Source organism: Brucella sp. NBRC 12950 (assembly GCF_030268145.1).
In the GTDB taxonomy this organism is placed as follows: domain Bacteria; phylum Pseudomonadota; class Alphaproteobacteria; order Rhizobiales; family Rhizobiaceae; genus Brucella.
Window position 1 is genome coordinate 408,523 of record NZ_BSQC01000002.1, and the last position, 23,185, is coordinate 431,707.

A 23,185-nucleotide genomic window follows, 5' to 3' on the forward strand; every position below is an offset into this window, starting at 1 on the left:
CGCGTTAAAGAAAATTTTAGAGCGTTGAGCCGATTTAATCGGATCGGCGCTCTAAAGATAGTAAATGCCAATGCGATTGCCGCCGATCATTTCGACGGCAATCTCCATCTCGTAAATATCGCGCAGAATATCCGGTTGAATGAGTTCTTCCGGTGATCCCTGATGGACGACCTTGCCCTTGCGCATCGCAACGATATGGTCGGAATAGCAGGATGCGAAATTGATGTCGTGCAGCACCAGCACGACTGTCTTGCCCAGTTCATTTGCCGCCCGCCGCAGCAGTTTCATCATCGAAGCGGAGTGCTTCATGTCGAGATTGTTGAGCGGTTCATCCAGCAGAACGTAATCTGTGTTCTGGCAGAGAACCATCGCCACGAAAGCGCGCTGGCGCTGTCCGCCCGAAAGCTCATCGAGAAAACGGTTGCCTAGCTCTTCAAGTTCGAGATAGCCGATTGCCTGATCAACGTGGTCGAGATCTTCGCGTGTTGGGCGGCCCTTGGAATGCGGATAACGCCCGAAAGTCACCAAATCGCGCACTGTGAGGCGCGAGTTAATGGCATTGTCCTGCCTTAAGATCGAAAGTCGTTTTGCCAGCACATCACCCGACGTGGTCGATACATCCAGCCCATCGACGGTAATGCGGCCTTTACACATGGGAAGTAGGCGGCTGACCATGGAAAGCAAGGTGGACTTTCCAGCACCATTCGGTCCGATGATCGACGTTATGCCACGTGCGGGCAATTGCAGCGTCACATCATCAACGACGATCGCATCTCTATAGGATTTACTGACCTGGTTTATTTCGATCAACGTGCGTTTCCCCTGACGAGAAGGATGATAAAGACGAGCCCGCCCAGAAACTCGATGATGACACTGAGCGCAGTATTGAACGAGAAAACGCGCTCAAGAATGGTTTGTCCGCCGACAATGCATAGGATTGCGAGCAATACAGCAATAGGCAGCACGATACGATGCTTGGATGAACCAGCAATCATGTAAGCCAGATTGGCGACAAGCAGGCCGAAGAAGGTGATAGGGCCAACGAGTGCGGTTGAGACGGAAACAAGGATCGTGACGATCAGCAGAATGCGATGCACAACGCGGCTATGATCGACGCCCAGATTGATTGCCGGATCGCGTCCCAGCGATAAAACATCAAAGACATTGAGAAAACGCAGGCCGTAAAGCGTGACCACTGCCACGATAATTGCTGCGAGCAACAGAATATCCGCGTTGACGCTGTTGAAGCTTGCAAAGAAACGGTCCTGAAGCACGGCGAATTCATTCGGGTCGATCATGCGTTGCATGAGGTTGGAGAGGCTTCGGAAGAAGACACCGAACACAATGCCGACAAGCATGACCAGATGCAGGCTGCGTGCCGCACCTGAAAACAGCCAAGCATAAAGTGTGCTGGCAAAGACCACCATGATTGCCGTCTCGGCGAAGAAGCGGCCATTTGGACCGACCCCGTTCACATGGATAGCGCCAAAGGCGAAAACTGCCAAAGTCTGGATCAGAATATAAAGCGCATCAAACCCCATGATGGAGGGAGTGAGAATGCGGTTGTTGGTGACAGTTTGAAACAGCACTGTCGAGACAGCAATCGAATAGGCAACCAGCACCATTGCCGCAAGCTTGGTGCCGCGGAAAGTCAAAATGAATGACCAACTGCCCTTGGCTCCCAGTGTCATGAAGGCTGCGCAGGAAATAATGACGAGGATCGAAAGAAGTGTGATGACGAAGCAGGGACGTTTAAGCAAGGCGTGATCCCCGACGCAAAAGCAGATAGAGGAAGATCGCGCTGCCGACGACGCCCATCATCGTGCCGATGGGGATTTCATAGGGAAAACGGATGAGGCGCCCGACGATATCGCAGGCTAGCACCAGTCCAGCGCCAAGCACGGCCACCCATGGCACAGCGCGGCGCATATTATCGCCAATGAACATGCTGACCACATTTGGTACGATGAGGCCCAGAAAAGGGATCATTCCAACCGTCACAACCACGCTGGCGCTGACCATAGACACGATCACAAGCCCGAGGGTCACGACGCGGCGATAGTTGAGACCGAGGTTAGTCGTGAAATCTTCGCCCATGCCAGCGACTGTGAAACGATCAGCGGCAATATATGCGATGACGGTGAGGGCGAATGAAAGATACAGCAACTCATAACGACCGCGCAGCACGCCCGAAAAGTCGCCGGTTGTCCACGAATTGAGCGCTTGCAGCAGATCATAACGATAGGCGATGAAGGTCGTCACGGCGCTGATTACGCCGCCCAGCATGATGCCGACAAGCGGCACCACCAGTACCGAACGCAACGGAATGCTGCGCAGGATGCGCAGAAAAAGGGCTGTACCAGCAAGGGCCGTAACGGATGCTACCAGCATCTTGCCGAAAACTGGTGTGTCAGGTGCGAACAGAATGACAAGCAGAATGCCGAGGCTTGCAGATTCAACGGTTCCGGCTGTCGATGGCTCAACAAAACGATTGCGTGTCAGCATCTGCATGATCATTCCGGCCACAGCCATCGACATGCCGGCAAGAATGATTGCTAGCGTACGAGGTATCCGGCTGACCAACATAACTTCTGCCGCCCGATCGGTGCTATTTGCGCCAAACAGTGTAGTGAGCGATACATCGCTGACGCCGATAAACAGGCTGATAAAAGCCAGTATGACGACAACAACGATAGCTGCGGCGAGTGCCTTCACGCTTAATTCCTGTTCTCTTGCCTTGTCATGAAATCGGGCCACAAATTGTGCGGCCCGAAATGACTGGGTCAGAAGATATTATTTCGCTTTGTCAAAAGCCGCTGAAAGCTGCTGGATCGTGTTGTGCAGTGCACCCAGGCCACCGCCAACGAGATACCAGTTCTGCGCGTTCAGATAGACGACCTGATCGTTCTTCCAGGCGTTGGTCTGACGCACGAGTTCATTATCGAGCAATTGTTTGGCAGAGGTGCCTTCACGACCGATGGCTGCATCGCGGTCGAGCACGAAAAGCCAATCCGGATTGGTTTCAAGAATGAATTCTGAGCTGACTGGCTGGCCATGATTGCCAACAGAAAGATCGGGTGCTGCGGGTTCAACGCCGAAGCTGTCATGCAATACGCCGAAGCGTGAACCCGGACCATAGGCGCTGATTTTACCGCCGGACGTCAGGATCATCAGGCCTTTGCCTTTGCCCTTGGTCTTTTCTTTCAGTGCTGCGAGTTCGCTATTGAGCTTGTCGACTTCAGCCTTGGCTTCGGTTTCCTTGCCAAAAATCTGGCCCAGCTTTTCGATATTGGCTTCGGTTCCGGAAATGAATTCCTTGGCTGGAACAGTCAGATCGATGGTCGATGCAATCTTTGCGAGCTCACCATATTTTGCAGCCGAGCGACCGCCGACAATGATCAGGTCTGGTTCGGCTGCATTGACCGCTTCATAGTCAGGTTCAAAAAGCGTGCCGACTTTCGTGTAATCTGCGCCGTCGTATTTCTTGAGATATTCCGGGAAAGCTATGCTGCCAGGAACACCGATGATCTTCACGCCAAGGCGATCAAGATTGTCGAGCGTTGCAAAATCGAACACCACGACTTTTTCAGGATTTGTCGCAACCGTTGTTTCGCCTTGGGCGTGTTTGACTGCCACATCAGCAGCGTTCGCGCCGGAGGCAAGGGCTGTGGCAACAAGTGCTGCGCCAAACAGACGGGAAAAATGTCGGCTGATTTTCAGCATGGCGTTCAATCCTTTCGTCAATCTTGTGCTTTATAGTCCGGTTTTCTTCCAGTCAAAGCCGGAAGACCACAATTCAGTTGTTTTGTTCGTCTGGGCTCTCATTGAGCAGGATGAATTTCAAGCTATCTTCGACCGTAAGCGGTATCATCGAACCATGGCTTTCGTTGTCGAAGCGACGATAGGCGACCTCAAAGCCCGGAAGTTGTTTCAACTCGGTCTGAATGTCTGCACCCGAAGGTCCGCCGCGCAGCTTCTTCAGACGCTCAGTATCTTCTTTTGACTGACCTGGGCGTTCGCCGCGCTTGCCGGATGATTCAACAAGCAGCCGCATCGGTTTCGGATCGGCTTTGAATGCCTCCACAAACCGATCCTTGTCGGTGAGAATCGAGCGTCCATTCCACCAGATCGATGGGTCTGCGGCGGCATAAGTCTGAAATGAATCCGGATGATTGAAGAGCGCATAAAGCGTGAAAAGGCCACCCAGCGAATGCCCGAAAAGAGCCTGCTTGTTTTTGTCGATAGCAAAACGCTTTTCGACTTCGGCTTTTACCTGATGATCAATAAAATCGAAAAACGCGTCACGACCGCCAGTTTTCGGAATATTGGTCTGAACAGGGATCAACTCGTCTGGTGTCGGAGGCGTAAGGTCGAAGTAGCGTAGGCGGACAATTTCGTCCTTGTCTTCGGTTGGATAACCGATGCCGACAAACACCGCGTTGAGCCGAGGACTATCTTCCATCAGTTTGGCTGCGATTGGCAACATCCGGTTGCCATCACTCATATAGACAACGGGAAAGCCACTGGCAGGCGCTTTTTCAGCGGGTGCAGCCACGAAGATTCGATAGTCGATGCCGTTCGCCTGCAAATCAAAGGAGTCGACTTGTGGCTTTCCGGCATGTGCGGAGGCGTTCACGAGAATGCATCCGAACATGAGGCATACCTTTAAGACTAAGTTCTTTGTCTGGCTCACGAGAGCATCCATTCCATAAAGAAATGACGCCAGCCCTAAAATCAGCTGGCGTCATAATGTGCGTTAGAAACGTGACGTCATGCCGAGCCAGAGACGACGGCCTTCAACCACGTTGTTGATTTCGTCCACTGTGACCTTTTTGTCGAATATGTTGTAGACGGCAGCATTGAGCGTGACATTCTCGCTGAATTCATAGGAGCCACCCAGGTCGAAAGTGGCATAGCCCTTATATTTTCGGGCGATGACCTGACCTCTGCTGTTATAGGCATATGGCTCACCCACGGTACCGATACGCAGACCAGCATTGATTTCAGGGCCGTGATAGTTACCAGCCGCCCAGGCAGTCAGACCGTCGACTGGCGTTTCCCAATCTGCACGGATGTTTGCCATGTGCTTTGGCGTACGAGCCAGAGGCAGACCTGCGTATTCGCCGGTCTTCTGTTCTGAGTCGGTATAAGTATAGCTACCGCGGAGCTTAATCGTGTCAGTCGCTTCCCAATCTGCCGTCAGTTCTACACCCTGAATTGTAGCTTCATCGATGTTGTAGCTGTAATAGAGAACGTAGTTCGGGTCCTGGGCCCAGCGCAGTGGCTGACCTGTGATTGGGTCATACTGAATGTTGCTGGCGATCTTGTCTTTAAAATCGGTGTAGAAGTAGGTCGCACCGAGACGCAGACCCTGCTGGTTGTCCCACAGTGCACTGGCTTCATAGCTGGTGCTCTTTTCGGGCTGAAGGTTTGGATCACCGATAATGACGCCGCAGTTTCCAGTCGGGCCATAGGTACAGTTGCCGCCGCCAGTCGTGTAAGCATAACCAGGTGCAATAGTGCGAATCTCAGGTGCGCGGAAGCCGGTTGAAATGCCGCCCTTAAGGGTCAGTTGATCCGTGGCGTGCCAGACTGCATAGCCGCGAGGGCTCCAATGCGAACCATAGATTTCGTGGTGATCCATGCGCAGGCCGCCGGTTAGCGCGAAGTCTGGAGTGATCCACCATTCATCTTCAGCGAAAAGCGCCCACTGCTTGATCGTAAACTCTTCGTCCAAGCCTGTACGACGGCCCGGATTCTGATCTGTCAGGGTGCCCTCGATGAACTGACCGCCCGTTACAAGCGTGTGGTTGCCATAAAGCTCGAACGGCGTGGTGAACTTGCCGTCCAGTGTAGAGTTGCGGATATGCGGTGAACGCAGGCTTTCTACAAAATCACCGCGAGCATTGTTCCAGGTAAAGTTTGTTCTCTGAGCAGTTTCCTGCATGAAAGAGAATTCGGAAGTTGTTGGACCCCAGCGGCCTGTGTGACTGATCGACCAGTGGTTTCGGTCGTTCATATTATAAGTGTCGAGCGGTGCGGTGCTGCCGGTGGCTACAGGGTTGATCGTGTTTCCAACCGATGAATCGCGGCGCAAGCGCGTCTTGCCAGCTTCAAAAACGATGTCGTGATCGGCGTTCGGCGTAATCGTCACGCGACCGGTGATATCGATATCGCGTTGCTCAGGCGTTCCGCTGATGATCTTGTCTTCCTGACGCTTGAGACCGCGCCCCCACAGCTGCACGCCAACCAAATTGGGAACGAGAGGGCCGGTCATGTAGTATGAGCCCTGTAGCGAATTACCAAACTTCGAGTGCTGCTGAACCGTGGTGTCGAAGCTCAGCGAACCGCTCCACTTGTCCGAAACCTTCTTGGTGATGACGTTGATCACCCCACCCATGGCGTCGGAACCATAAAGCGATGACATCGGGCCACGAATAACTTCGATGCGTTCAATAGCGTTGGCTGGCGGCAGGAAGCTCTGTTCAAAACCGGAGTTGCCGTTGGTGCGCGCATCACGCGTGCTTTGACGCTTTCCGTCAACGAGGATCAGCGTGTAGGTTCCCGGAAGTCCGCGAATAAAGATATCACGTTCTGCTGCAGCCCCCGTCACAGCAACACCTTGAACGTCGCGCAATGCATCGCCGAGATCGCGATAAGAGCCTTTCTCAAGTTCTTCACCCGGGACAACCGAAATGCTCGCTGGCGCATCGGTGATGTTCTGCTCGAAACCCGTCGCCGAAACAACGATCTGATTGAGCGTGATACCACCGGCCGCGTTTACTTGTTCGGTCGCCTGGGTTCCAGCCTGTTTCTTTTTCGCGGCTTCTTCTTCCGCGTTGGTCGCGGTCTGTGCGAAAGAAGCTACACTGCTTAGAATGAGTGCTGTCGAAAGGCATGTGCCCGCAAGAATGGCTTTTGCAAAAAACGATCCGCTGGCCAATTGCCTGTTCTGCGAACCATTGGTACGCAATCCCCGAAACAAGCTGGTCATAAATATCACCCTTAAAGTTGAGTTTTCAGCTCTCCTTATGTATGGCAATAACGTGACGTCAATCATCATGATTTATAACAGTTCCAAGTTCCAGAAAACGCAACTGAACGGATGTCGGAGCAATGTCGGGCAAGCGAATGAAAACGCAGGCAGAGGTTGAGAAAGTGGCGGGCGAGAGCCTGAAACTGGGGCAACTGAGATTGCTCATTGCACTGGATTCACTTCTTGTGGAAGGCAGTGTCGGTGGCGCTGCAAAACAAATGGGTTTGAGTATTGCGGCCATGAGCCGGCTACTTGGACAAATCCGAGAGAAGTTCGACGACCCGATCCTCGTTCGTTCTGGTCGCAACATGATTGCAACCCCAAAAGCTGAAGCTTTACGTGGCCGTTTGCGCAGACTGGCCAATGAAGCTGAAGCGCTTATGAGCTTCGATGGCAGGGATGCAGTGGAAACGCATTGCAAAAGAAAACAGGGCTGGGAGAGGGCAAGCGCTATCATTGCGCCTCCGCCGCTTGGTATTCGTAAAGTGGTAGAGCTCGAAAACCATCCGACACCTGAACAGCTTGCAGCACAATTTGCCAATATTCAGGATGAGAATGACCCTGTCCGGCGGCTTGCAAAATATATTGCGATCACGGGACGCAAGGTTGGTCACACGCGCCCACTCGAAATGTTCGAAGCAGAAGATGCTTTCACCACGATATTTGCGGGTGAGGCAGACCCTATGCAAATCAGTGCTTTATTGAGACTTATTCATTATCGAGGTGAAACGGCGCCTGAACTTGCCGGGATGGCTAATGCAGCTCGAAAATACTACTCGACAAAGGCTGAATTAGGTGGACCAGCACTCGATTGGCCTGCATATCTTTCACCGAATTCGCATCAGTCTCCATGGTTTATGTTGGCGGCGATCCTTGTTGCACGCGCGGGCTATCCCGTCGTATTGCATGGCAATTGCGGAACTGGCGAGCTTTCCGGAAAGCTGGAGCTTGCGGCAGAATCCGTCAACATCCCGGTTACAGGTTCACTATCTTTGGCTGAAAGTGCTTTGCAAGCGCATGGCATCTGTTTCATGCCATTAGCTGGTTTTGCACCGCAGGTTCACGCGCTGCTCTCGCTTTATCCTCTGTTTCACTCGAGATCTTCGATCAACAGCCTTGCGCATCTGCTTAACCCCATGAAGCTCTCCGCATCGTTCCTTGGCGTTACTCAACCGACCTATCGTGAGCTGCATCGCGATGCAGCGGCGCTCTTGGATTTGCAGTCTGTTTCGGTTGTGTCGACGAGCCGCGATGTGGCGGAGCTGGTGCCTCACCATGCGCATACGGTTTTTAGATGGCTCGGCGGACAGAAAATAGATCTCACATTGCCAACCTTGTCGAAAGCAGGAACCGACAAACATTCCAGCCTGTCTTCATTCGAATACTGGCTCGCCGTCTGGTCGGGTGCCGCGATTGATGAGCGTGCAGAGCTTACGATAATCGCGTCTACAGCAATGGCGCTCATGACTGTCGTCAAAGCGGAGAATGATAGTTACGGACAGTTTTACAAAAAGGCGGAAGAACTTTGGAAAGCACGCCATCAACACTGATTGCCTGTGGGTGTGTGCGCGCAATCTTCTGTTTTGTTGTCTACATCGGCGGCTGAAGTGGAGCAAATCCGGATCGACACCGCCAGCCGTCGAAGTGCGATTGCTGATAAGGACCAATGAACATAAAGCTGGTCAGGTTCTGCAAGATGTGTCGTTGCGTTCAGGCAAGGGAATTATTCACGGAATCCTTGGTCGCTAAGGCAGTGGTGTAAGTACATTAGAGCGCTGTTTGAAATATGCTGTATAGCCTATCAAGAGGGTATGCATTCGCCGCTGATCTGAATTAAGTAAAGACAAGGAGGTATTTTCTATAAAAATACGAAGCGGTATATGCGATATATTACAGTATTTTATCACGATATGCTCATAAAATACTAAAGGTATGTCGTGGCCTTATCATATATGAGATGGATGTGGTCCGGCAGATTGCAGCAGCGTGAAGGATCATCCAAGAAATACGTGGTTGCGTGAAGTAGGAAGAACAATCTGAAACGGCGACTGCGTCCGCATCCGGATGTTGCACGCCTATCAAGATCTCCAGTGTTTTCCAAGGCTCGCAAGCCTGAAGCTGGGATGAGTTTACGGATAGCCTACTTGACGGTTAATTGGTGTGTAGTCGTCGACACACGCAACCGATGCGATACCTAGAATACCTTGTGACCGATAGGCGCCTATAGTAGCTGGCAGGACAAGGAAAAAAGCGCCGGAAACCCGGCGCTTTCATTTCGACATATTCGTTGCGCTCAGCCGCTGATCAGCTTGACTTCCATGAAGTCTTCCAGACCCCACTTGCCGCCTTCGCGACCATTGCCGGATTGCTTGTAGCCGCCAAACGGGCTACCTGGCGCACGCGCAGTTCCGTTGATCTGGATCATGCCAGCGCGGAGTTTACGCGCCACGCGTTTTGCGCGATCCGGGCTGCCTGTCTGAATATAGGCAGCCAGGCCATATGGCGTATCATTGGCGATAGCGATGGCCTCCTCTTCCGTATCAAAGGGGATCATCGCCAGCACCGGTCCGAAGATTTCTTCCCGTGCAATAGTCATTTCGTTGTTTACATCGGCGAAGATGGTCGGCTTGACGAAATCACCTTCGGAGATGCCATCGGGTCGACCGATGCCACCTGCAACGAGACGCGCACCTTCATCAATACCCTTCTGGATCAGCGCCTGCACCTTTTCGAACTGGATTGATGACGACAGCGGGCCAATATGTTCACCATCCTTGGACGGGTCATCGACTGCGGTTTTGGCGGCAGTCTTCTTGGCAAATTCGACTGCCTGTTCATAGATCGATCGTTCAACGAGCATACGTGTTGGCGCATTGCAGGACTGACCGGTGTTTTCAAAGCAATGGTTCACACCACGTTCGATTGCCTTTTCCAGATCACTATCAGCAAAAACGATATTTGGTGACTTGCCGCCGAGTTCCAGCGAAACGCGCTTGACGGTCGCAGCCGCTGCACGCGAGACTGCAGATCCAGCACGGGTCGAACCTGTAAATGACATCATGTCGATGTCAGGATGCTGTGACATTGCTTCGCCAACGACTGGACCTTCGCCGTTGACGAGGTTGAATACGCCTTTCGGCAGACCGGCTTCATCGACGAATTCGGCGAAAAGCATTGCCGACATTGGTGCAATTTCGGATGGCTTGAGTACGACCGTGCAACCAACAGCAAGAGCGGGGATAACCTTGAGTGCGATCTGATTCATCGGCCAGTTCCATGGCGTAATCAGTCCGCAAACGCCGATGGGTTCATGCAAAATGGCCTGATTAGGATGCTTTGGCGATAGAATTTCTTCGAATTCGAAATTCTCAAAAGCAGCGATGAAAGCCTTGGTATGCGAGAGACCGGCGGCAGCCTGGGATTCGCGCGCAAGCTTGATTGGAGCTCCCATTTCCTTGGAAATAGCATGGGCCATTTCTTCAAGGCGACGCTCGTAGATTTCAACAATTCGGCGCAGATAGCCAATACGTTCTTCAGCAGGCGTTTCGCTCCAAGAAGGAAACGCTTTGCGCGCTGCAGCAACAGCGAGATCAATATCCGCTGAAGAGCCAGCAGAAATCGCTGCATAAGGCTTCTCATTGGCTGGATTGATGACTTCTATGGTCTTTGCTTCAAGCGGGGACCGCCATGCACCGTCGATATAGAAATCCGTTTTCTGATCCAGATTTTTCTGAAGCATGATGAAATCCTCCAATGCTTTGAATTTTATCTTCAAGGTGGCGAACCACCCGTTTTCCCTAGTTGCCGCGCAGACTAACCGCCAGCTACGACGCCGTCAAAACACAACGATCAATGGAAACATCAATTTTTCTTATTCATTATCGTAGGCTTCAAACTCGATGCCGAGCGTTTCCAAACCTTCTTCTATGTAGTCGCCCAAGAGCGGTATGCCGAGCAGGTACTTCGCTTCGCGTCCATTGTGACGATCACTTGCGGTCGCAAGAGCGTCATCCCATTCTTCAGCGCTAAAATCCCCGCGACCAACCCAGACTAAAGCCAACAACTCAACCTTCTCGTCTTCATTCAGAGAACGAATTGCGGCGACAAGCTCCTTGCGCGTCGGATTATCAAGCGAAGCATCGAGAATATCGATATCGCCGTCATCGGAAGCATTGGAACCAGGGTTTTCATCGACCGCCGGAACCTGCACATCATATTCGCGCGCCTTGGCGATAATGAATTCGATGTTTTCGATATTGTTGACCAGTTCAACCATAGTGATTTGCCTCCATGACGTCATTGTTTAACGAACGCAGGGTTGGTGGTTCTGGTTCCGTCACAGGTGAACCATCAGAGCATCTTTGCCGCAGCACGTCCCGCTGTTCGTCCAGAAAAGATGCAGCCACCAAGGAAAGTTCCTTCTAGCGCATTATAGCCATGATAACCGCCGCCGCCAAAGCCTGCTGCTTCGCCAGCTGCATAAAGGCCAGCTACCGGCGCGGCGTTCTTGTCCAAAACCGCTGCGTTAATGTCAGTATGCAGTCCGCCCAGCGTTTTCCGGGTCAAAATATTAAGTTTGACTGCAATCAGTGGACCATTGGCTGGATCAAGCAAAGCATGAAGTGGGACAGCGCGGGTCAGCTTGTCGCCAATATAGGATCGCGCATTGTGGATGGCCATGATTTGCGCGTCCTTGGAGTAGCGATTGCTGACTTCCCGGTCGCGTGCTTCAATCTGGTTGCGGATATGTGTTGCATCCAGCAGCTCGCTGTCGGTTAGCTTGTTCATCTTGGCCACAAGCTCGTCAAGACTCTTCGCCGTGACGAAATCCTCGCCATGATCAATGAATGCTTTGACTGGCGGGGGCGGGGCTTTGCCTAGTCTGCTTTTGATAAGCAGTTTCCAGTCTTTGCCGGTCAGGTCGGGGTTTTGTTCAGAACCGGAAAGCGAGAATTCTTTGCGAATGATTTTTTCGGTCAGTATGAACCACGAATATTCATGCCCCGTTGCGAGGATGTGCTTCAAGGTGCCGAGTGTATCGAAGCCGGGGAGGCAAGGTGAGGGCATCCTGTTGCCTTCCGCGTCGAACCACATGGATGATGGTCCCGGAAGAATACGAATGCCGTGATTGGGCCATATCGGATTCCAGTTTCGGAGCCCCTCCGTATAGTGCCACATGCGGTCACCATTGATCACATGCCCGCCAGCGGCGAGGGCGATGTCTATGCCGCGCCCATCCACATGCGCAGGTACGCCAAGCACCATATTCTGAGGTGGATTGCCAAGGCGATCACGCGGCCATGCCTTGCGAACACGTTCTGGATCGCCGCCAATGCCGCCCGAGGTGACAATCACGCAATTGGCTGTAAGCTCGAACTGGCCCTCAACATCGCGTGATGATGATTGCCCGCGCTCGACGGTCGATTGCGTCAAGATATCACCGCGCACGCCGCTTGTTCGCCCATTGGTTGTTACAATCTCATTGACGCGATGGCGGCATTTGAGTGTCAGCAGGCCGCTAGAGATTGCTTCTCGCATAAGGCGCTCAAAAGGAGCCAACACGCCTGGCCCTGTTCCCCACGTTACATGAAAACGTGGAACCGAATTGCCATGGCCATGGGCCTGTCCACCACCGCGCTCTGCCCAGCCAACGACTGGAAACCATCGCATACCTAGACTGTGCAGCCAGGAACGCATCTCGCCCGCTGCAAATTGCAGATAGGCTTCTGCCCATTGTTTCGGCCAATGATCCTCCGGGCGATCAAATTGTGCAGATCCGAGCCAATCCTGGCGGGCGAGGTCGAGATTATCTTTTATGCCAAGACGTCGTTGTTCGGGGCTATCCACCATGAATAGGCCGCCGAGCGACCAGAAGGCCTGTCCGCCGATCGAATTTTCGCCTTCCTGCTCAAGTAGAATGACCTTTCTGCCAGCACTTGTCAGTTCATGTGCTGCCACAAGCCCGGCAAGGCCCGCACCAATTATGATCGCATCCGCATTTTTCATACCCGCATCCTCCCTCACGGGCAGAGTGGCTTATGCAAATGCGGCTGGCAAGTGCCCGTCAGGCCGAGAGGAATGGCAGAACCCAGTCGGCGATCAGCTTGATTGAAAGACCGAAAAGCGTGAGCTGCACCAAAAGAAAAAACGGGCCATCTGGCATGATGCGTGTGAGCTTTGCGCCAACGAACGTACCGATAATAGCGGCAGGCAAAAGCCAGAGACCGAGTGACCAGTCGAGATTGGAAAACTGCTGCAACTGCCAGTAAGGGATGAGCTTAACCGAATTGACGATTGCAAAAAGAATGGTCGAAGTGCCTGCGAAGACCAGCTTTTCGAGATGTTGCGGCAGGACATACATTTGAAATGGTGGTGCGCCGGAATGCGAAACGAAGCTGGTAAGACCGGTGATGATTCCCCAGAAGGTGCCACGGGGAATATCGGCTTTGCGCGCCTGACGGCGGTACTTTGCGCCAAACCAGACATTGAAGCAGAAGAAGAGACCGACAAGCCCCACCAGCATTCCAATGAACGTGCTTGAAAGGTGCGAACTGAAGAACCAGCCAAGGCCGATGCCAACAATCGCGGCTGGCGTCAGGATCGCCAGATTACGCTTCGAAAAATGATGACGGTAGAGATAGAGACCGAACATGTCGCTTACGACATAGATCGGCAGCAGAAGCGCTGCTGCCGTTACAGGTGAGATCACCAACGCCATCAGTGGTACTGAAAGTGTGCCGACAGATGGTAAACCACCTTTTGATAAGCCCACCAGAAAGGCTGCAACAACGGCTACTGTCATAAACAAAGGGGTATGCTCAAGCATTCAGGCAGTAACCGTTATTGGAATCAAACGATGGTTAAAGCTGTATTTATCAGCTATGCGCCCATTCCCAGTAGAGCGAACGCGCGCGCTTGGCTATAGCGCCATACTCGAGTTTACGTTCATCAAAACCGATGATCGGTACAACCTTGCTCAAATTGCCAGTAGAGAAGATTTCGTCTGCTTCGCGGAAATCCTGCACCGAGAGCGTGGTTTCATGAACGCTGACGCCTGCATGGCGGAGCAGTCCGATCACGCGCTGACGCGTAATGCCATTGAGGAAGGTACCATTCGGAACTGGCGTGAACACTTCTCCACCGCGCACCATGAAGACGTTGGATGTAGCAGTTTCGGCAACATTGCCGAGAACGTCTGTAACCAGGGCATTGTGAAAGCCTTTAGCTTTTGCTTCGCGTAGCATACGGCCGTTATTTGGATAAAGGCATGCGGCCTTGGCATTGACGGGCATCACTTCAAGATAAGGGCGACGGAAAGATGTTGTCGTGATGGTAAAGCCTTTTGGCTCGACCATAGGGATTGCTTCGAGACACAGCGCAAAATCTGTCGATTCAGGTGCGGCTGCAACCGTGCTGGTATCGCCTTCTTCGGCCCAGTACATTGGACGAATATATACGTCAGTGCCGGGCTCGAACTTTTTGAGGCCTTCGCGAGCCAAAGCTTCAATATCGTTGCTCTCAAGCGTTGGTGCCAGACCGAGCGCACGCGCTGAATCATTTGCGCGCGCGGAGTGGCGATCAAGATCAGGTGTTACACCTTCAAAAAGGCGAGCGCCGTCGAAAACGAGCGAACCAAGCCAGGTTGCGTGGGAGGCAGCGCCAAGAATACGAACATCGCCTTCATGCCATTCGCCTTTGTAATAGGTCCACATTGCCAGCTTCTCGGCCATCGTCTTCATCCTTCTTCAATCTCGTTGTCGTGCCAAATCCCGCGCAGGACGCTTTTGATTGACTGTTGGAATTTCAGGTAGAAGCGTGGGCGGGACATGAACGTGAGCCGTTATAGCACGTCACCCGAAACTGAAAACCAGTTTCGGGTTTGATATCGCCGTATAATAATCAATCCTTTGAGAGGATTGGGCTATTTCTCTTCCGCCAAGGCGGGTGATGGATCAGAAGTCGCTACTGCCGCCGGACCTTCCACACCGCGCTGGCGTTCGCGAACGAAAGTAAACAGGCCGGAAATGGTGATCAGGATAATGCCGATGAGCATCGGCAGATCGATATGGTCATGGAAAATGAAATAGCCGAATAGAATTGCCCAGATCATCTGGCTGTATTGCGGGGAGGCGATAGCGCTTGCCGGTGCACGCTGTGCTGCCAGCATCAGGAGAATATTTGCAAGGGCTGCAAGCAGTCCATATCCCGCGAGATAGCCCCATTGAACGGCTGAAGGTGTCTGATAGCTCGGGATCATTAATGCGCCGCAGATAAGAATCGGGCCGATAAGGCCAGCGGTATAAAGCGAGATACGCTTTTCCTTCTTACCCATTGCGCGAAAGATTACGATGCTGAATGCGCCGCCAAGCCCGCCGCCCAACGCGCCAAGATGACCGATAGAGAGTTCGCGAAAACCCGGGCGCAGCACAACAAGCACACCGATAAAGCCGATAATCACAGCTGACCAACGACGCCAGCCGACCTGCTCCTTTAGAAAGAGCACAGAAAGGATCGTGACAAAGGCCGGGAGCAGAAAGATGAGCGCAAAAGCTTCAGCCATAGAAAGATGTGTGAAAGCGACAACGCTTCCGATTACGCCCATAGCTGCGGTAAGTGTGCGAAGTAACCACAACTTTATATTTGTGGTTCGAAACATATCGAGCCACTCATCTTCGGGTTTCTTGATGAACGGTATGGCAAGCACACCCAAAATGGCACCATAAAAAGCGATTTCATATGGCGATAATGTGCCGTCGAGGAACTTGACGCAGGCGTCGCTTATCGCGAATGCAGCATAGGACGCGAACGCAAGAAAAATACCGTAAAGCATGGTGATATCCGCAAGGGGCTAGAGATAATCTCCTCCGCTGACCGGATTAATCGATTAAAGCGGCTTTTGCAAAAGACATTTGGTAAAAAAATCAAGAAATCGAGTTGCCGCTATCCCCTATGCAGTAGGCGATTGCGGCATTTTCAAGAAGAGGAGCTCTACCGAAAATGCATGCCTCATTTGCAATCATATCCGTGGTGGAATTTTATGCAAAAGACTATTTATGAGGCATCCAACGAGGAGAAAAGAAATGAACATTCGTCAGAAATTCCAGCAGTACGTTTCCCGTCGTCGCGCCCTTCGTGAACTAGGTGCAATGGACGACCATCTTCTTTCCGATATCGGCGTATCGCGGTCGCAGATCCAGAGCGCAGTTTTCGGTAAGTAATCACTGATGGTGCGGCTGATAATTGATCGCCCCGAAAGTGAAATTGAAATAATGTAACAAAGCGTCGGTGCTCCAGTCCCGGCGCTTTTGTTTTTGATAAGTATAGTTTTAATTTGATCTGCTGATTGGTTGTGAGCAGTCCGAATTTTTCAAAGAACCAGCGCCATTCTTATATGCCGCAGATCTATTCGCATTTATGTGCGCTCATCTCTAAGGTCAGCAATTGAAATTGATTCCGATTGTTCTGTCGCTTCAATCGCGACGCCTTTGCGCGGTCTCAAAGGGGCGGAAGCTCGCGATGGAAGCGATTTCTCAAAGATGCCAATGATCAATTGTTGACCTTCGCCGCCGCAATGATATCGAGGCTTGTAAACCGAAAACTATTCTGCGTGTTCATGCGAAACATATCTGTTTTTATCTTAATGTCGAGCATGCATTCAGATGGATTATATTCCTTGCGTGTCGGGTGGCTACACGGTTATGTGGCTGCCCAAGCCAAGAGGACTCGTCAATGCTTACTCTCATCATCAACGGTATATTGATCGGAATTGGTGCGACGATCGTGATGGACCTCTGGGCCCTCGTTCTATCGATGTTTCCGGGGCAATCTCGTCCCAACTGGGGGCTCGTTGGCCGTTGGTTCTGGCATTTGCGCGACGGACAGATCTTCCATGACGATATCTCAGCATCCAAGCCTTACGCGCACGAAGTTGCGCTGGGCTGGCTTGGCCATTATGTCGTGGGCATCCTTTATGGCATCGTCTTTGCACTCTATGGCGGCGCCGAATGGTTTGCGAACCCAATTTTCTTCCCCGCATGGATGTTCGGCATTGTGACGGTTGCAGCTGGGTGGTTTCTGCTTCAACCAGGATTGGGAATCGGCTGGGCCGCATCGCGTTTGCCAAATGCGCGAAATGTCCGTATCCTCAATCTTGTTGCCCATACATTTTTCGCTTTGGGCATGTATGGAACCGGTATCCTATTGAAAGTAATTGTTTAATCCGAAATATTGACTTGAGAGTGGTGACTTAGACAGTTACCATTTTTGAAGCTCTTTCAAAAATTAAAGCCTGAATAAGTGACTGGCGCAGTTTTGAAAGTCAGTCCAAACTAAATCACGTTAATAAACAGGCATTCTTGCGGCAGAACTGTGTTTTTGATCGCGTTGGGTGTATGGGGAACAAATCCGCTCGCGTAAATGCGGCTGCGGCTAACAAATACGGCAATCGCAACAGATTGCACCGATTTCAACCGGCTGGTCGCAAGCAATTGCGCTCGGCTGTTTATTGGTGCCTTTCAATGCGCGCTTTTTGCCCTGGAGGGATCATGCTGGAAAAGCTGTTCAAATTGCAGGAACATGGCACGTCGGTGAGAACGGAAGTGATCGCTGGTGTGACCACCTTCCTGACGATGTCTTACATTATCTTCGTCAATCCTGATATTCTGTCCACCACGGGCATGGATCGCAATGCGGTATTCGTAGCCACCTGTCTTGCGGCAGCTCTTGGTTCGATTGTCATGGCGCTTGTCGCCAATTGGCCAATCGGCATGGCACCCGGCATGGGCCTCAATGCTTTCTTCGCCTTTACCGTTGTTGGCGCCATGGGTTTTTCCTGGCAGCAGGCACTCGGTGCGGTCTTCATTTCGGGTATCATCTTCCTGTTCCTGACGGTGACAGGTATTCGGCGTTGGCTGGTTGAAGGTATTCCGCATTCGCTAAGAAGTGCGATTGCTGCCGGTATCGGTATGTTCCTGGCGCTGATCGGTTTGAAGAGCGCAGGCGTTGTCGTTGATAATCCTGCAACGCTCGTCGGTCTTGGCGATCTGCGCGAAGCTGGTCCTCTTCTGGCGATTGCTGGTTTCTTCATAATTGCAGCCCTCGATGCGCTCAAGGTTCGCGGTGCGATCCTGATCGGTATTCTTGTCGTTACCATTGCGTCGATTTCGCTTGGCATTACGCAGTTTGGTGGCGTGTTCTCCGCTCCTCCAAGCCTCGCGCCGACTTTCCTGCAACTCGACATCATGGGCGCTTTGCACACAGGCATTCTGCACGTCATTCTGGTTTTTGTGCTGGTCGAAGTGTTTGATGCGACTGGTACGCTGATTGGTGTTGCCAAGCGTGGCGGTCTGATTGAGCCGGGCAAACAAAATCGTCTGGGTAAAGCGTTGTTTGCAGACAGCACCGCAATTCTAGGTGGTTCCCTGCTCGGTACGTCTTCCACGACTGCTTATGTTGAAAGCGCTTCTGGGGTTCAGGCTGGTGGTCGGACAGGTCTTACGGCACTCGTCGTCGCCCTTCTATTCCTCGCGGCGCTATTTATTTCGCCACTGGCTGGTTCTGTACCTGCCTATGCAACGGCACCGGCGCTTGTCTATGTCGCATGTCTGATGATGCGCGAACTCTCCGAAATCAAGTGGGACGAAATCACGGAAGCAGCTCCAGCCGCTCTTACGGCACTGTCCATTCCGTTCACCTACTCTATCGCCAACGGTTTGGCTTTCGGCTTCATCAGCTACGTTGTGCTGAAGTCTGTAACGGGCAAGGCTCGTGAAGTTCACTTGGCGACCTGGATCGTCGCGGCACTATTTGTGATCCGCTTCGCATTCTTCCCAGAATAACACGAAACGCCGGGGCAACACCCCGGCGTTTTTCTTTCTAGCCTAAGGGAGTTGAGGTTATGACACCGGATGAATTGAAACTGCTCGAAAAACTGATTGAGGTAGTCGAAAAAGACATCATACCCCTGACGGAACAGGGCGTTGCAGAAGGCAACAAGGTCTTTGGTGCAGCTCTACTGAACAAGTCTGACTTATCTCTGGTGCTTGCCGAAACTAATAATGAGACCGAAAATCCGCTGTGGCACGGCGAAGTCCATACTTTGAAGCGTTTCTATGAAATGCCTGAGCAGGGACGTCCGAATACGAAGGAAATGGTTTTCCTCTCCACCCATGAGCCATGCTCCATGTGCTTGTCTGCGATAACCTGGAGTGGTTTCGATAATTTCTACTATCTCTTTAGCCACGAAGATTCACGCGATGCTTTTTCGATCCCACATGACCTGAAAATTCTCAAGGAAGTCTTCACCCTGGAGCCGGGTGGATACAATCGCGACAACAGTTTCTGGCACAGCCATTCTCTTCCGAAGATGGTGGCTTCGCTTCCGGAGCCTGATCGCTCACGGCTGGAAAAGCGACTTGATGCTATTCGCACAAAATATGACGCAATGTCAGTCACTTACCAATCTTCCAAAGATGCCAACGCCATTCCATTAAGCTAATAAAAAGGCCGGATATCTGATGATATGCGGCCTTTCTCAGTATCAAATTCTGTCTAGTAGATTGCGCTTCTGCAGGTTCTGGATCAGCGCGCGAACACCGAAAGTCCATTCGGCGCAATTATCGGTGCGATCGACCCAGTTGACCAGTCGTCCAAGCTTAGGCGTCGAAATCTCCACCTTGTCTCCGATTTCGTGCGTGAATCCTTGACCAGCACCCCGACGATCTTTGACCGGTGCAAACATGGTGCCGAGGAAAAGAACAGCGCCATCCGGATACTGATGGTTGCGGTTCATCATCTGCCCGGCAAGGTTTTCCGGATCCCGGCTGATCGCCTCCATGGGGCTTTCGCCGGTCATTTCGAAGCCGTCAGTACCTGTTACTTTCAGCGACAGCTTGAGCTTACGCAAAACATCCATCGTAAAATTGCCGTCAAAGAGCCGGATAAATGGACCAATGGCGCATGATGCGTTGTTGTCCTTGGCTTTGCCGAGCAGAAGTGCCGAGCGACCTTCCACGTCACGAAGATTGACGTCGTTGCCAAGCGTTGCGCCAACGATACGGCCGTCAGATGCAACAGCAAGCACCACTTCTGGCTCGGGATTGTTCCATTGTGAAATTGGCAGAATGCCGACAGTAGAACCGCAACCCATCGAAGACATTGGCTGCGACTTTGTGAAGATTTCAGCATCCGGGCCAATGCCGACTTCCAGATACTGCGACCAGAGGCCCATTTCCTGAAGCAACGCCTTGACCTGTGCCGCCTTCTCAGAACCTGCAGCTACTCCGCGCAGACTGTCGCCGATGACAGGTGCAAGACGGTCGCGTACTTCACGCGCACGGCTTGGATCACCCTTTGCCTGCTCTTCAATCACACGTTCGAGCATACTGTCGGCGAACGTAACACCTGCAGCCTTAATAGACTGAAGATCAATTGGCGCAAGCAATTCACCCTTTTCGCCAGAAAGATAATCGTCAAGCGCACCAAGGTTAGCAAAACGGCTGATATCATTCAGCTCACCCACCAACTCCCTGCGCTCCAGCAGACCCGATACGGTTGCAGAAAGGCTGGAAAGATCATGCACATGGCCATTTATAACCAATACTGGGCAGGGACCATTTTCAGCCTTCGACCAGACGCGCCCAATGAGCACTGCCGACGCGCTGTCTTCAGGCAAAATGATGGACGAGTTCAGAGTATGCTTGTCTTGCACGGATATTCCTCCCGGTTTGTTCATTCAGATGCGATCGGATGGTTTGCGGCGCGGAGGCGCGACTATGTCCAAATCAGAGGAGGGTCATCTCCGTTGGTGCTGAAAAGTTCACAATCTAACTCCTCCGAAATTATATTGTAGGGTTGTCTGATAACTATATATTCAAAATTTGAAAACTCTTTTATGCGTCGAACAACGCAATTGGGATGAAATAGACCGCCCAACTGCCGCTTTTCGCATAGGTCAACCTCTTCTGCGAAGAGCGGTTGTCGTTGGAAGTGATGGAATTGAACACGGAGCAGCAAGGTTCGCTGAAGCACGCGCGCTTGGCATTGGTATCGTGCTTACTGATCCAGATGCGATGCAGCGTTTCTGCCGGGATTTTTCCGGCGACGTAGAACATAGGGCGGTTGCCGTGTTGCGTCCGCGGAGCACAGAAGAGGTCACGTTCGCAGTTAAAGCGTGCCGCGCGCTCGAACTTGGAACCATTCCTCAGGGCGGTGTATCTGATGGTAACAGTGATCGGGTTATTCTTAGTCTTGAGTGTATGAATCGCATCCGCCAGGTCGATCTTGATGATTTTTCAGCGATTGTCGAAGCTGGCTGCGTTCTCCTCGAAATGAAATGCCAGCTCGCGTCGCAGGGCATGTTTTTCCCGCTAGCGCTGGGAGCTCAGGGCAGTTGCCGTATTGGTGGCAATGTCAGCACCAATGCTGGTAGCGTGAATGTGCTGCGCTACGCCATGACGCGGGAATTGGTGTTAGGACTTGAGGTTGTTTTGCCGGATGGCTCAGTTTTCAATGGCCTTTCCACTATGCGAAAAGATAACCGCGGTATTGATCTCAAGCAGCTGTTTATTGGTGCAGAAGGCATTTTCGGTATTGTTACAGCTGTTGCAATCAAACTGATGCCCTTTGCCCGACAAAGTCGAAACCGCGATGCTTGGGATCAATTCGCTCGAAGATGCGATTGCGCTCTATCGTGGAGCGGCGTTCAGTGCTGCGATTTGATGCCAGCCTTTGAATTCATGCCGCCGATGGCATTTACCCTTGCACAAGTGGCCATTCCGGATCTCGTCGCTCCATTGGGGCAATATCCCGCTTATGTGTTGATGGAGATTTCAGGCTCGGGTCCGGTCGATACTGCGGCCTTGATCGAAGCATTTTTGAGCGAAGCATTGGAAAGCGGTCTTGTGCTTGATGGCACCATCACTTCGTCGCGTGCACAAGCGCAAAACCTTTGGCAATTTCGTGAAGGAATGATAGAAGGTCAGGCATTGCGTGGTAAGCACCTTCGCACCGATATCTCTGTACCCCTATCAAAGCTCGCAGCATTCTTAGCGGAGGCAGAGGCAGAATTTTCGGCGGTTTTGCCAGAGTCCCTTGCGATTTCTTATGGTCATGTCGGTGACGGCAATGTGCATCTGAATGACATACCGCCAAACGACCTCGACCTCGCAATCAAGAGTAAGAAAATCAAACTCGCTAAAGAAACGGTCAATGCAGTTCTTGATCGCTATGCTGGCAGCATCAGTGCCGAACACGGCATCGGGCGCTTGAAGCGCGATGATTTCGACAAGAGGCTCGATCCTGTGAAAAAAGCTCTTTTATCAAGCCTTAAACATGCTCTTGATCCAAGTGCGCTCATGAATCCCGGATGTCAGCTTTCGCTTGACTTGGTTCGGGACTGACGACAAATCAGATCTAAGGAATACAGAAAAGGAGGCGGAACGTGTTCGGTGAAATCAGGCGCAACGAGCAACTTCCGGCCCGTATTGCTTCAGAGATTGTGCGACAGATAACTGAAGGCAGTTTTCTGCCTGGGCAAAAACTGCCGACCGAACACAATCTTGCACAGAGCTTCGGCGTTAGCCGTTCGGTCATCCGTGAAGCGATTGCCCAGTTGCGTAATGAAGGATTGATCGAAACGCGTCAGGGTGTTGGTGCATTCGTCACTGAACCCGACCGTCGCCAATCAATCCGCATTGAACCAGAAACACTTGCTGACAAAGATCATTTTCAAAGTCTGTTTCAGCTTCGCATGGCACTGGAGATTGAGGCAGCAGGCCTTGCCGCTGTGCATCATACAGCCGAAGACATGCATCGGCTTGACGCGGCTCTTGCCGACATGACTGGCCGAGAAAAATGGACGAGCGAGGGGATCGCTGCCGACCTTGCGTTTCACCGTGCGCTCGCAGCTGCGACTCATAATGAATATTTTCCGCTTGTTCTGGGCTTTGTAGCTGAGAGGATCAGTCTGGCAATTCGTGCTGCGCGCGCGCGTGCCGTGCTTGCAGAGATCGTTGAAATCACTATCGCAGAACATCAAGCGATCCGCGATGCGATTGCGGTGGGCAATCCACTCAAAGCGCGAGAGGTCATGCGCCAGCACATCGTGGGTGCAGCCAGCCGCGTCAATCTCAAGCTCGAAACATTTTAAGG

19 protein-coding genes and 1 pseudogene are annotated in these 23,185 nt (G+C 52.1%); 7 read left to right on the plus strand and 13 right to left on the minus strand.

The genetic code is table 11. The annotated features are described in order from the left end of the window. Positions 1–51: 51 nt before the first annotated feature. The 6 genes from QSJ70_RS04830 to QSJ70_RS04855 form a co-directional block, all read right to left on the minus strand. Positions 52–810: an iron ABC transporter ATP-binding protein gene (locus QSJ70_RS04830; protein ID WP_215776751.1), complete on the minus strand. Its 759-nt coding sequence runs from the start codon at positions 808–810 to the stop codon at positions 52–54. Next, positions 807–1,760, minus strand: coding sequence for an iron chelate uptake ABC transporter family permease subunit (locus tag QSJ70_RS04835; protein ID WP_285535023.1), 954 nt, complete (start codon positions 1,758–1,760; stop codon positions 807–809). The genes QSJ70_RS04830 and QSJ70_RS04835 overlap by 4 nt, the downstream gene beginning before the upstream one ends. Then, positions 1,753–2,715, minus strand: coding sequence for an ABC transporter permease (locus QSJ70_RS04840; RefSeq protein WP_285535024.1), 963 nt, complete (start codon positions 2,713–2,715; stop codon positions 1,753–1,755). Before QSJ70_RS04840 ends, QSJ70_RS04835 begins: the two co-directional genes overlap by 8 nt. 78 nt (positions 2,716–2,793) lie before the next feature. Next, positions 2,794–3,723, minus strand: a complete 930-nt coding sequence (locus QSJ70_RS04845; protein WP_215776746.1) for a siderophore ABC transporter substrate-binding protein — start codon at positions 3,721–3,723, stop codon at positions 2,794–2,796. 73 nt (positions 3,724–3,796) lie between these two features. Then, on the minus strand, positions 3,797–4,654 hold the full coding sequence (locus tag QSJ70_RS04850) for an alpha/beta hydrolase (protein ID WP_285535025.1): 858 nt from the start codon (positions 4,652–4,654) through the stop codon (positions 3,797–3,799). 102 nt (positions 4,655–4,756) lie between these two features. Further along, entirely contained in the window at positions 4,757–6,994 is a 2,238-nt protein-coding gene (locus tag QSJ70_RS04855; protein ID WP_252349050.1) for a TonB-dependent receptor domain-containing protein, read from the minus strand. Positions 6,995–7,116: 122 nt separating this feature from the next. Between QSJ70_RS04855 and QSJ70_RS04860 the strand changes: the two genes are divergently transcribed. Then, entirely contained in the window at positions 7,117–8,586 is a 1,470-nt protein-coding gene (locus tag QSJ70_RS04860; RefSeq protein WP_215776742.1) for a glycosyl transferase family protein, read from the plus strand. A 743-nt stretch (positions 8,587–9,329) separates the two neighbouring features. Here QSJ70_RS04860 and QSJ70_RS04865 read toward each other — a convergent pair. From QSJ70_RS04865 to QSJ70_RS04890, 6 genes are all read right to left on the minus strand, one after another. After that, complete coding sequence (locus QSJ70_RS04865; protein WP_215776741.1) at positions 9,330–10,775, minus strand: aldehyde dehydrogenase family protein; 1,446 nt, start codon at positions 10,773–10,775, stop codon at positions 9,330–9,332. Positions 10,776–10,907: 132 nt separating this feature from the next. After that, a complete protein-coding gene (locus QSJ70_RS04870) occupies positions 10,908–11,312 on the minus strand; it encodes a DUF3775 domain-containing protein (protein WP_215776740.1) in 405 nt (134 codons plus the stop codon). Between the two features lie 74 nt (positions 11,313–11,386). After that, positions 11,387–13,042: an FAD-binding dehydrogenase gene (locus QSJ70_RS04875; protein ID WP_285535026.1), complete on the minus strand. Its 1,656-nt coding sequence runs from the start codon at positions 13,040–13,042 to the stop codon at positions 11,387–11,389. 58 nt (positions 13,043–13,100) lie between these two features. Next, on the minus strand, positions 13,101–13,862 hold the full coding sequence (locus QSJ70_RS04880; RefSeq protein WP_285535027.1) for a sulfite exporter TauE/SafE family protein: 762 nt from the start codon (positions 13,860–13,862) through the stop codon (positions 13,101–13,103). A gap of 49 nt (positions 13,863–13,911) precedes the next feature. Then, a complete protein-coding gene (locus QSJ70_RS04885) occupies positions 13,912–14,766 on the minus strand; it encodes a branched-chain amino acid aminotransferase (RefSeq protein ID WP_215776734.1) in 855 nt (284 codons plus the stop codon). A 191-nt stretch (positions 14,767–14,957) separates the two neighbouring features. Continuing rightward, on the minus strand, positions 14,958–15,866 hold the full coding sequence (locus QSJ70_RS04890; RefSeq protein ID WP_215776733.1) for a DMT family transporter: 909 nt from the start codon (positions 15,864–15,866) through the stop codon (positions 14,958–14,960). Between the two features lie 250 nt (positions 15,867–16,116). On the opposite strand from QSJ70_RS04890, the gene QSJ70_RS04895 reads away from it, so the two are divergent. The 4 genes from QSJ70_RS04895 to QSJ70_RS04910 all read left to right on the plus strand — a co-directional run bounded on the left by QSJ70_RS04895 (position 16,117) and on the right by QSJ70_RS04910 (position 19,532). After that, positions 16,117–16,254 carry a DUF1127 domain-containing protein gene (locus QSJ70_RS04895; protein WP_215776731.1) on the plus strand — a complete coding sequence of 46 codons (138 nt, stop codon included), beginning with the start codon at positions 16,117–16,119 and terminating at the stop codon, positions 16,252–16,254. A gap of 511 nt (positions 16,255–16,765) precedes the next feature. Continuing rightward, positions 16,766–17,254 carry a DUF2938 domain-containing protein gene (locus QSJ70_RS04900; protein ID WP_285535028.1) on the plus strand — a complete coding sequence of 163 codons (489 nt, stop codon included), beginning with the start codon at positions 16,766–16,768 and terminating at the stop codon, positions 17,252–17,254. A gap of 326 nt (positions 17,255–17,580) precedes the next feature. Continuing rightward, positions 17,581–18,873 (plus strand): NCS2 family permease, encoded by a 1,293-nt coding sequence (locus QSJ70_RS04905; RefSeq protein ID WP_215776727.1) that lies wholly within the window; start codon positions 17,581–17,583, stop codon positions 18,871–18,873. Positions 18,874–18,932: 59 nt separating this feature from the next. Continuing rightward, positions 18,933–19,532, plus strand: a complete 600-nt coding sequence (locus QSJ70_RS04910; RefSeq protein ID WP_215776726.1) for a deaminase — start codon at positions 18,933–18,935, stop codon at positions 19,530–19,532. Between the two features lie 42 nt (positions 19,533–19,574). On the opposite strand, the gene QSJ70_RS04915 is transcribed toward QSJ70_RS04910, so the two are convergent. After that, a complete protein-coding gene (locus QSJ70_RS04915) occupies positions 19,575–20,744 on the minus strand; it encodes a fumarylacetoacetate hydrolase family protein (RefSeq protein ID WP_285535029.1) in 1,170 nt (389 codons plus the stop codon). Positions 20,745–21,030: 286 nt separating this feature from the next. Here QSJ70_RS04915 and QSJ70_RS04920 point away from each other — a divergent pair. Together QSJ70_RS04920 and QSJ70_RS04925 are read left to right on the plus strand one after the other, a co-directional pair. Beyond that, positions 21,031–22,434 (plus strand): annotated as a pseudogene (locus tag QSJ70_RS04920) (FAD-binding oxidoreductase). Between the two features lie 41 nt (positions 22,435–22,475). Continuing rightward, positions 22,476–23,183, plus strand: coding sequence for a FadR/GntR family transcriptional regulator (locus tag QSJ70_RS04925; RefSeq protein ID WP_285535030.1), 708 nt, complete (start codon positions 22,476–22,478; stop codon positions 23,181–23,183). Positions 23,184–23,185 lie beyond the last annotated feature (2 nt).

Excerpts from the sequence above, each read along its gene's own strand:
- QSJ70_RS04850 (WP_285535025.1), bottom strand. The coding sequence starts at position 4,654 with ATGTTCGGATGCATTCTCGTGAACGCCTCCGCACATGCCGGAAAGCCA.
- QSJ70_RS04870 (WP_215776740.1), bottom strand. The coding sequence starts at position 11,312 with ATGGTTGAACTGGTCAACAATATCGAAAACATCGAATTCATTATCGCC.
- QSJ70_RS04855 (WP_252349050.1), bottom strand. The coding sequence starts at position 6,994 with ATGACCAGCTTGTTTCGGGGATTGCGTACCAATGGTTCGCAGAACAGG.
- QSJ70_RS04845 (WP_215776746.1), bottom strand. The coding sequence starts at position 3,723 with ATGCTGAAAATCAGCCGACATTTTTCCCGTCTGTTTGGCGCAGCACTT.
- QSJ70_RS04865 (WP_215776741.1), bottom strand. The coding sequence starts at position 10,775 with ATGCTTCAGAAAAATCTGGATCAGAAAACGGATTTCTATATCGACGGT.
- QSJ70_RS04890 (WP_215776733.1), bottom strand. The coding sequence starts at position 15,866 with ATGCTTTACGGTATTTTTCTTGCGTTCGCGTCCTATGCTGCATTCGCG.
- QSJ70_RS04910 (WP_215776726.1), top strand. The coding sequence starts at position 18,933 with ATGACACCGGATGAATTGAAACTGCTCGAAAAACTGATTGAGGTAGTC.
- QSJ70_RS04905 (WP_215776727.1), top strand. The coding sequence starts at position 17,581 with ATGCTGGAAAAGCTGTTCAAATTGCAGGAACATGGCACGTCGGTGAGA.
- QSJ70_RS04900 (WP_285535028.1), top strand. The coding sequence starts at position 16,766 with ATGCTTACTCTCATCATCAACGGTATATTGATCGGAATTGGTGCGACG.
- QSJ70_RS04875 (WP_285535026.1), bottom strand. The coding sequence starts at position 13,042 with ATGAAAAATGCGGATGCGATCATAATTGGTGCGGGCCTTGCCGGGCTT.
- QSJ70_RS04885 (WP_215776734.1), bottom strand. The coding sequence starts at position 14,766 with ATGGCCGAGAAGCTGGCAATGTGGACCTATTACAAAGGCGAATGGCAT.
- QSJ70_RS04860 (WP_215776742.1), top strand. The coding sequence starts at position 7,117 with ATGTCGGGCAAGCGAATGAAAACGCAGGCAGAGGTTGAGAAAGTGGCG.
- QSJ70_RS04880 (WP_285535027.1), bottom strand. The coding sequence starts at position 13,862 with ATGCTTGAGCATACCCCTTTGTTTATGACAGTAGCCGTTGTTGCAGCC.
- QSJ70_RS04895 (WP_215776731.1), top strand. The coding sequence starts at position 16,117 with ATGAACATTCGTCAGAAATTCCAGCAGTACGTTTCCCGTCGTCGCGCC.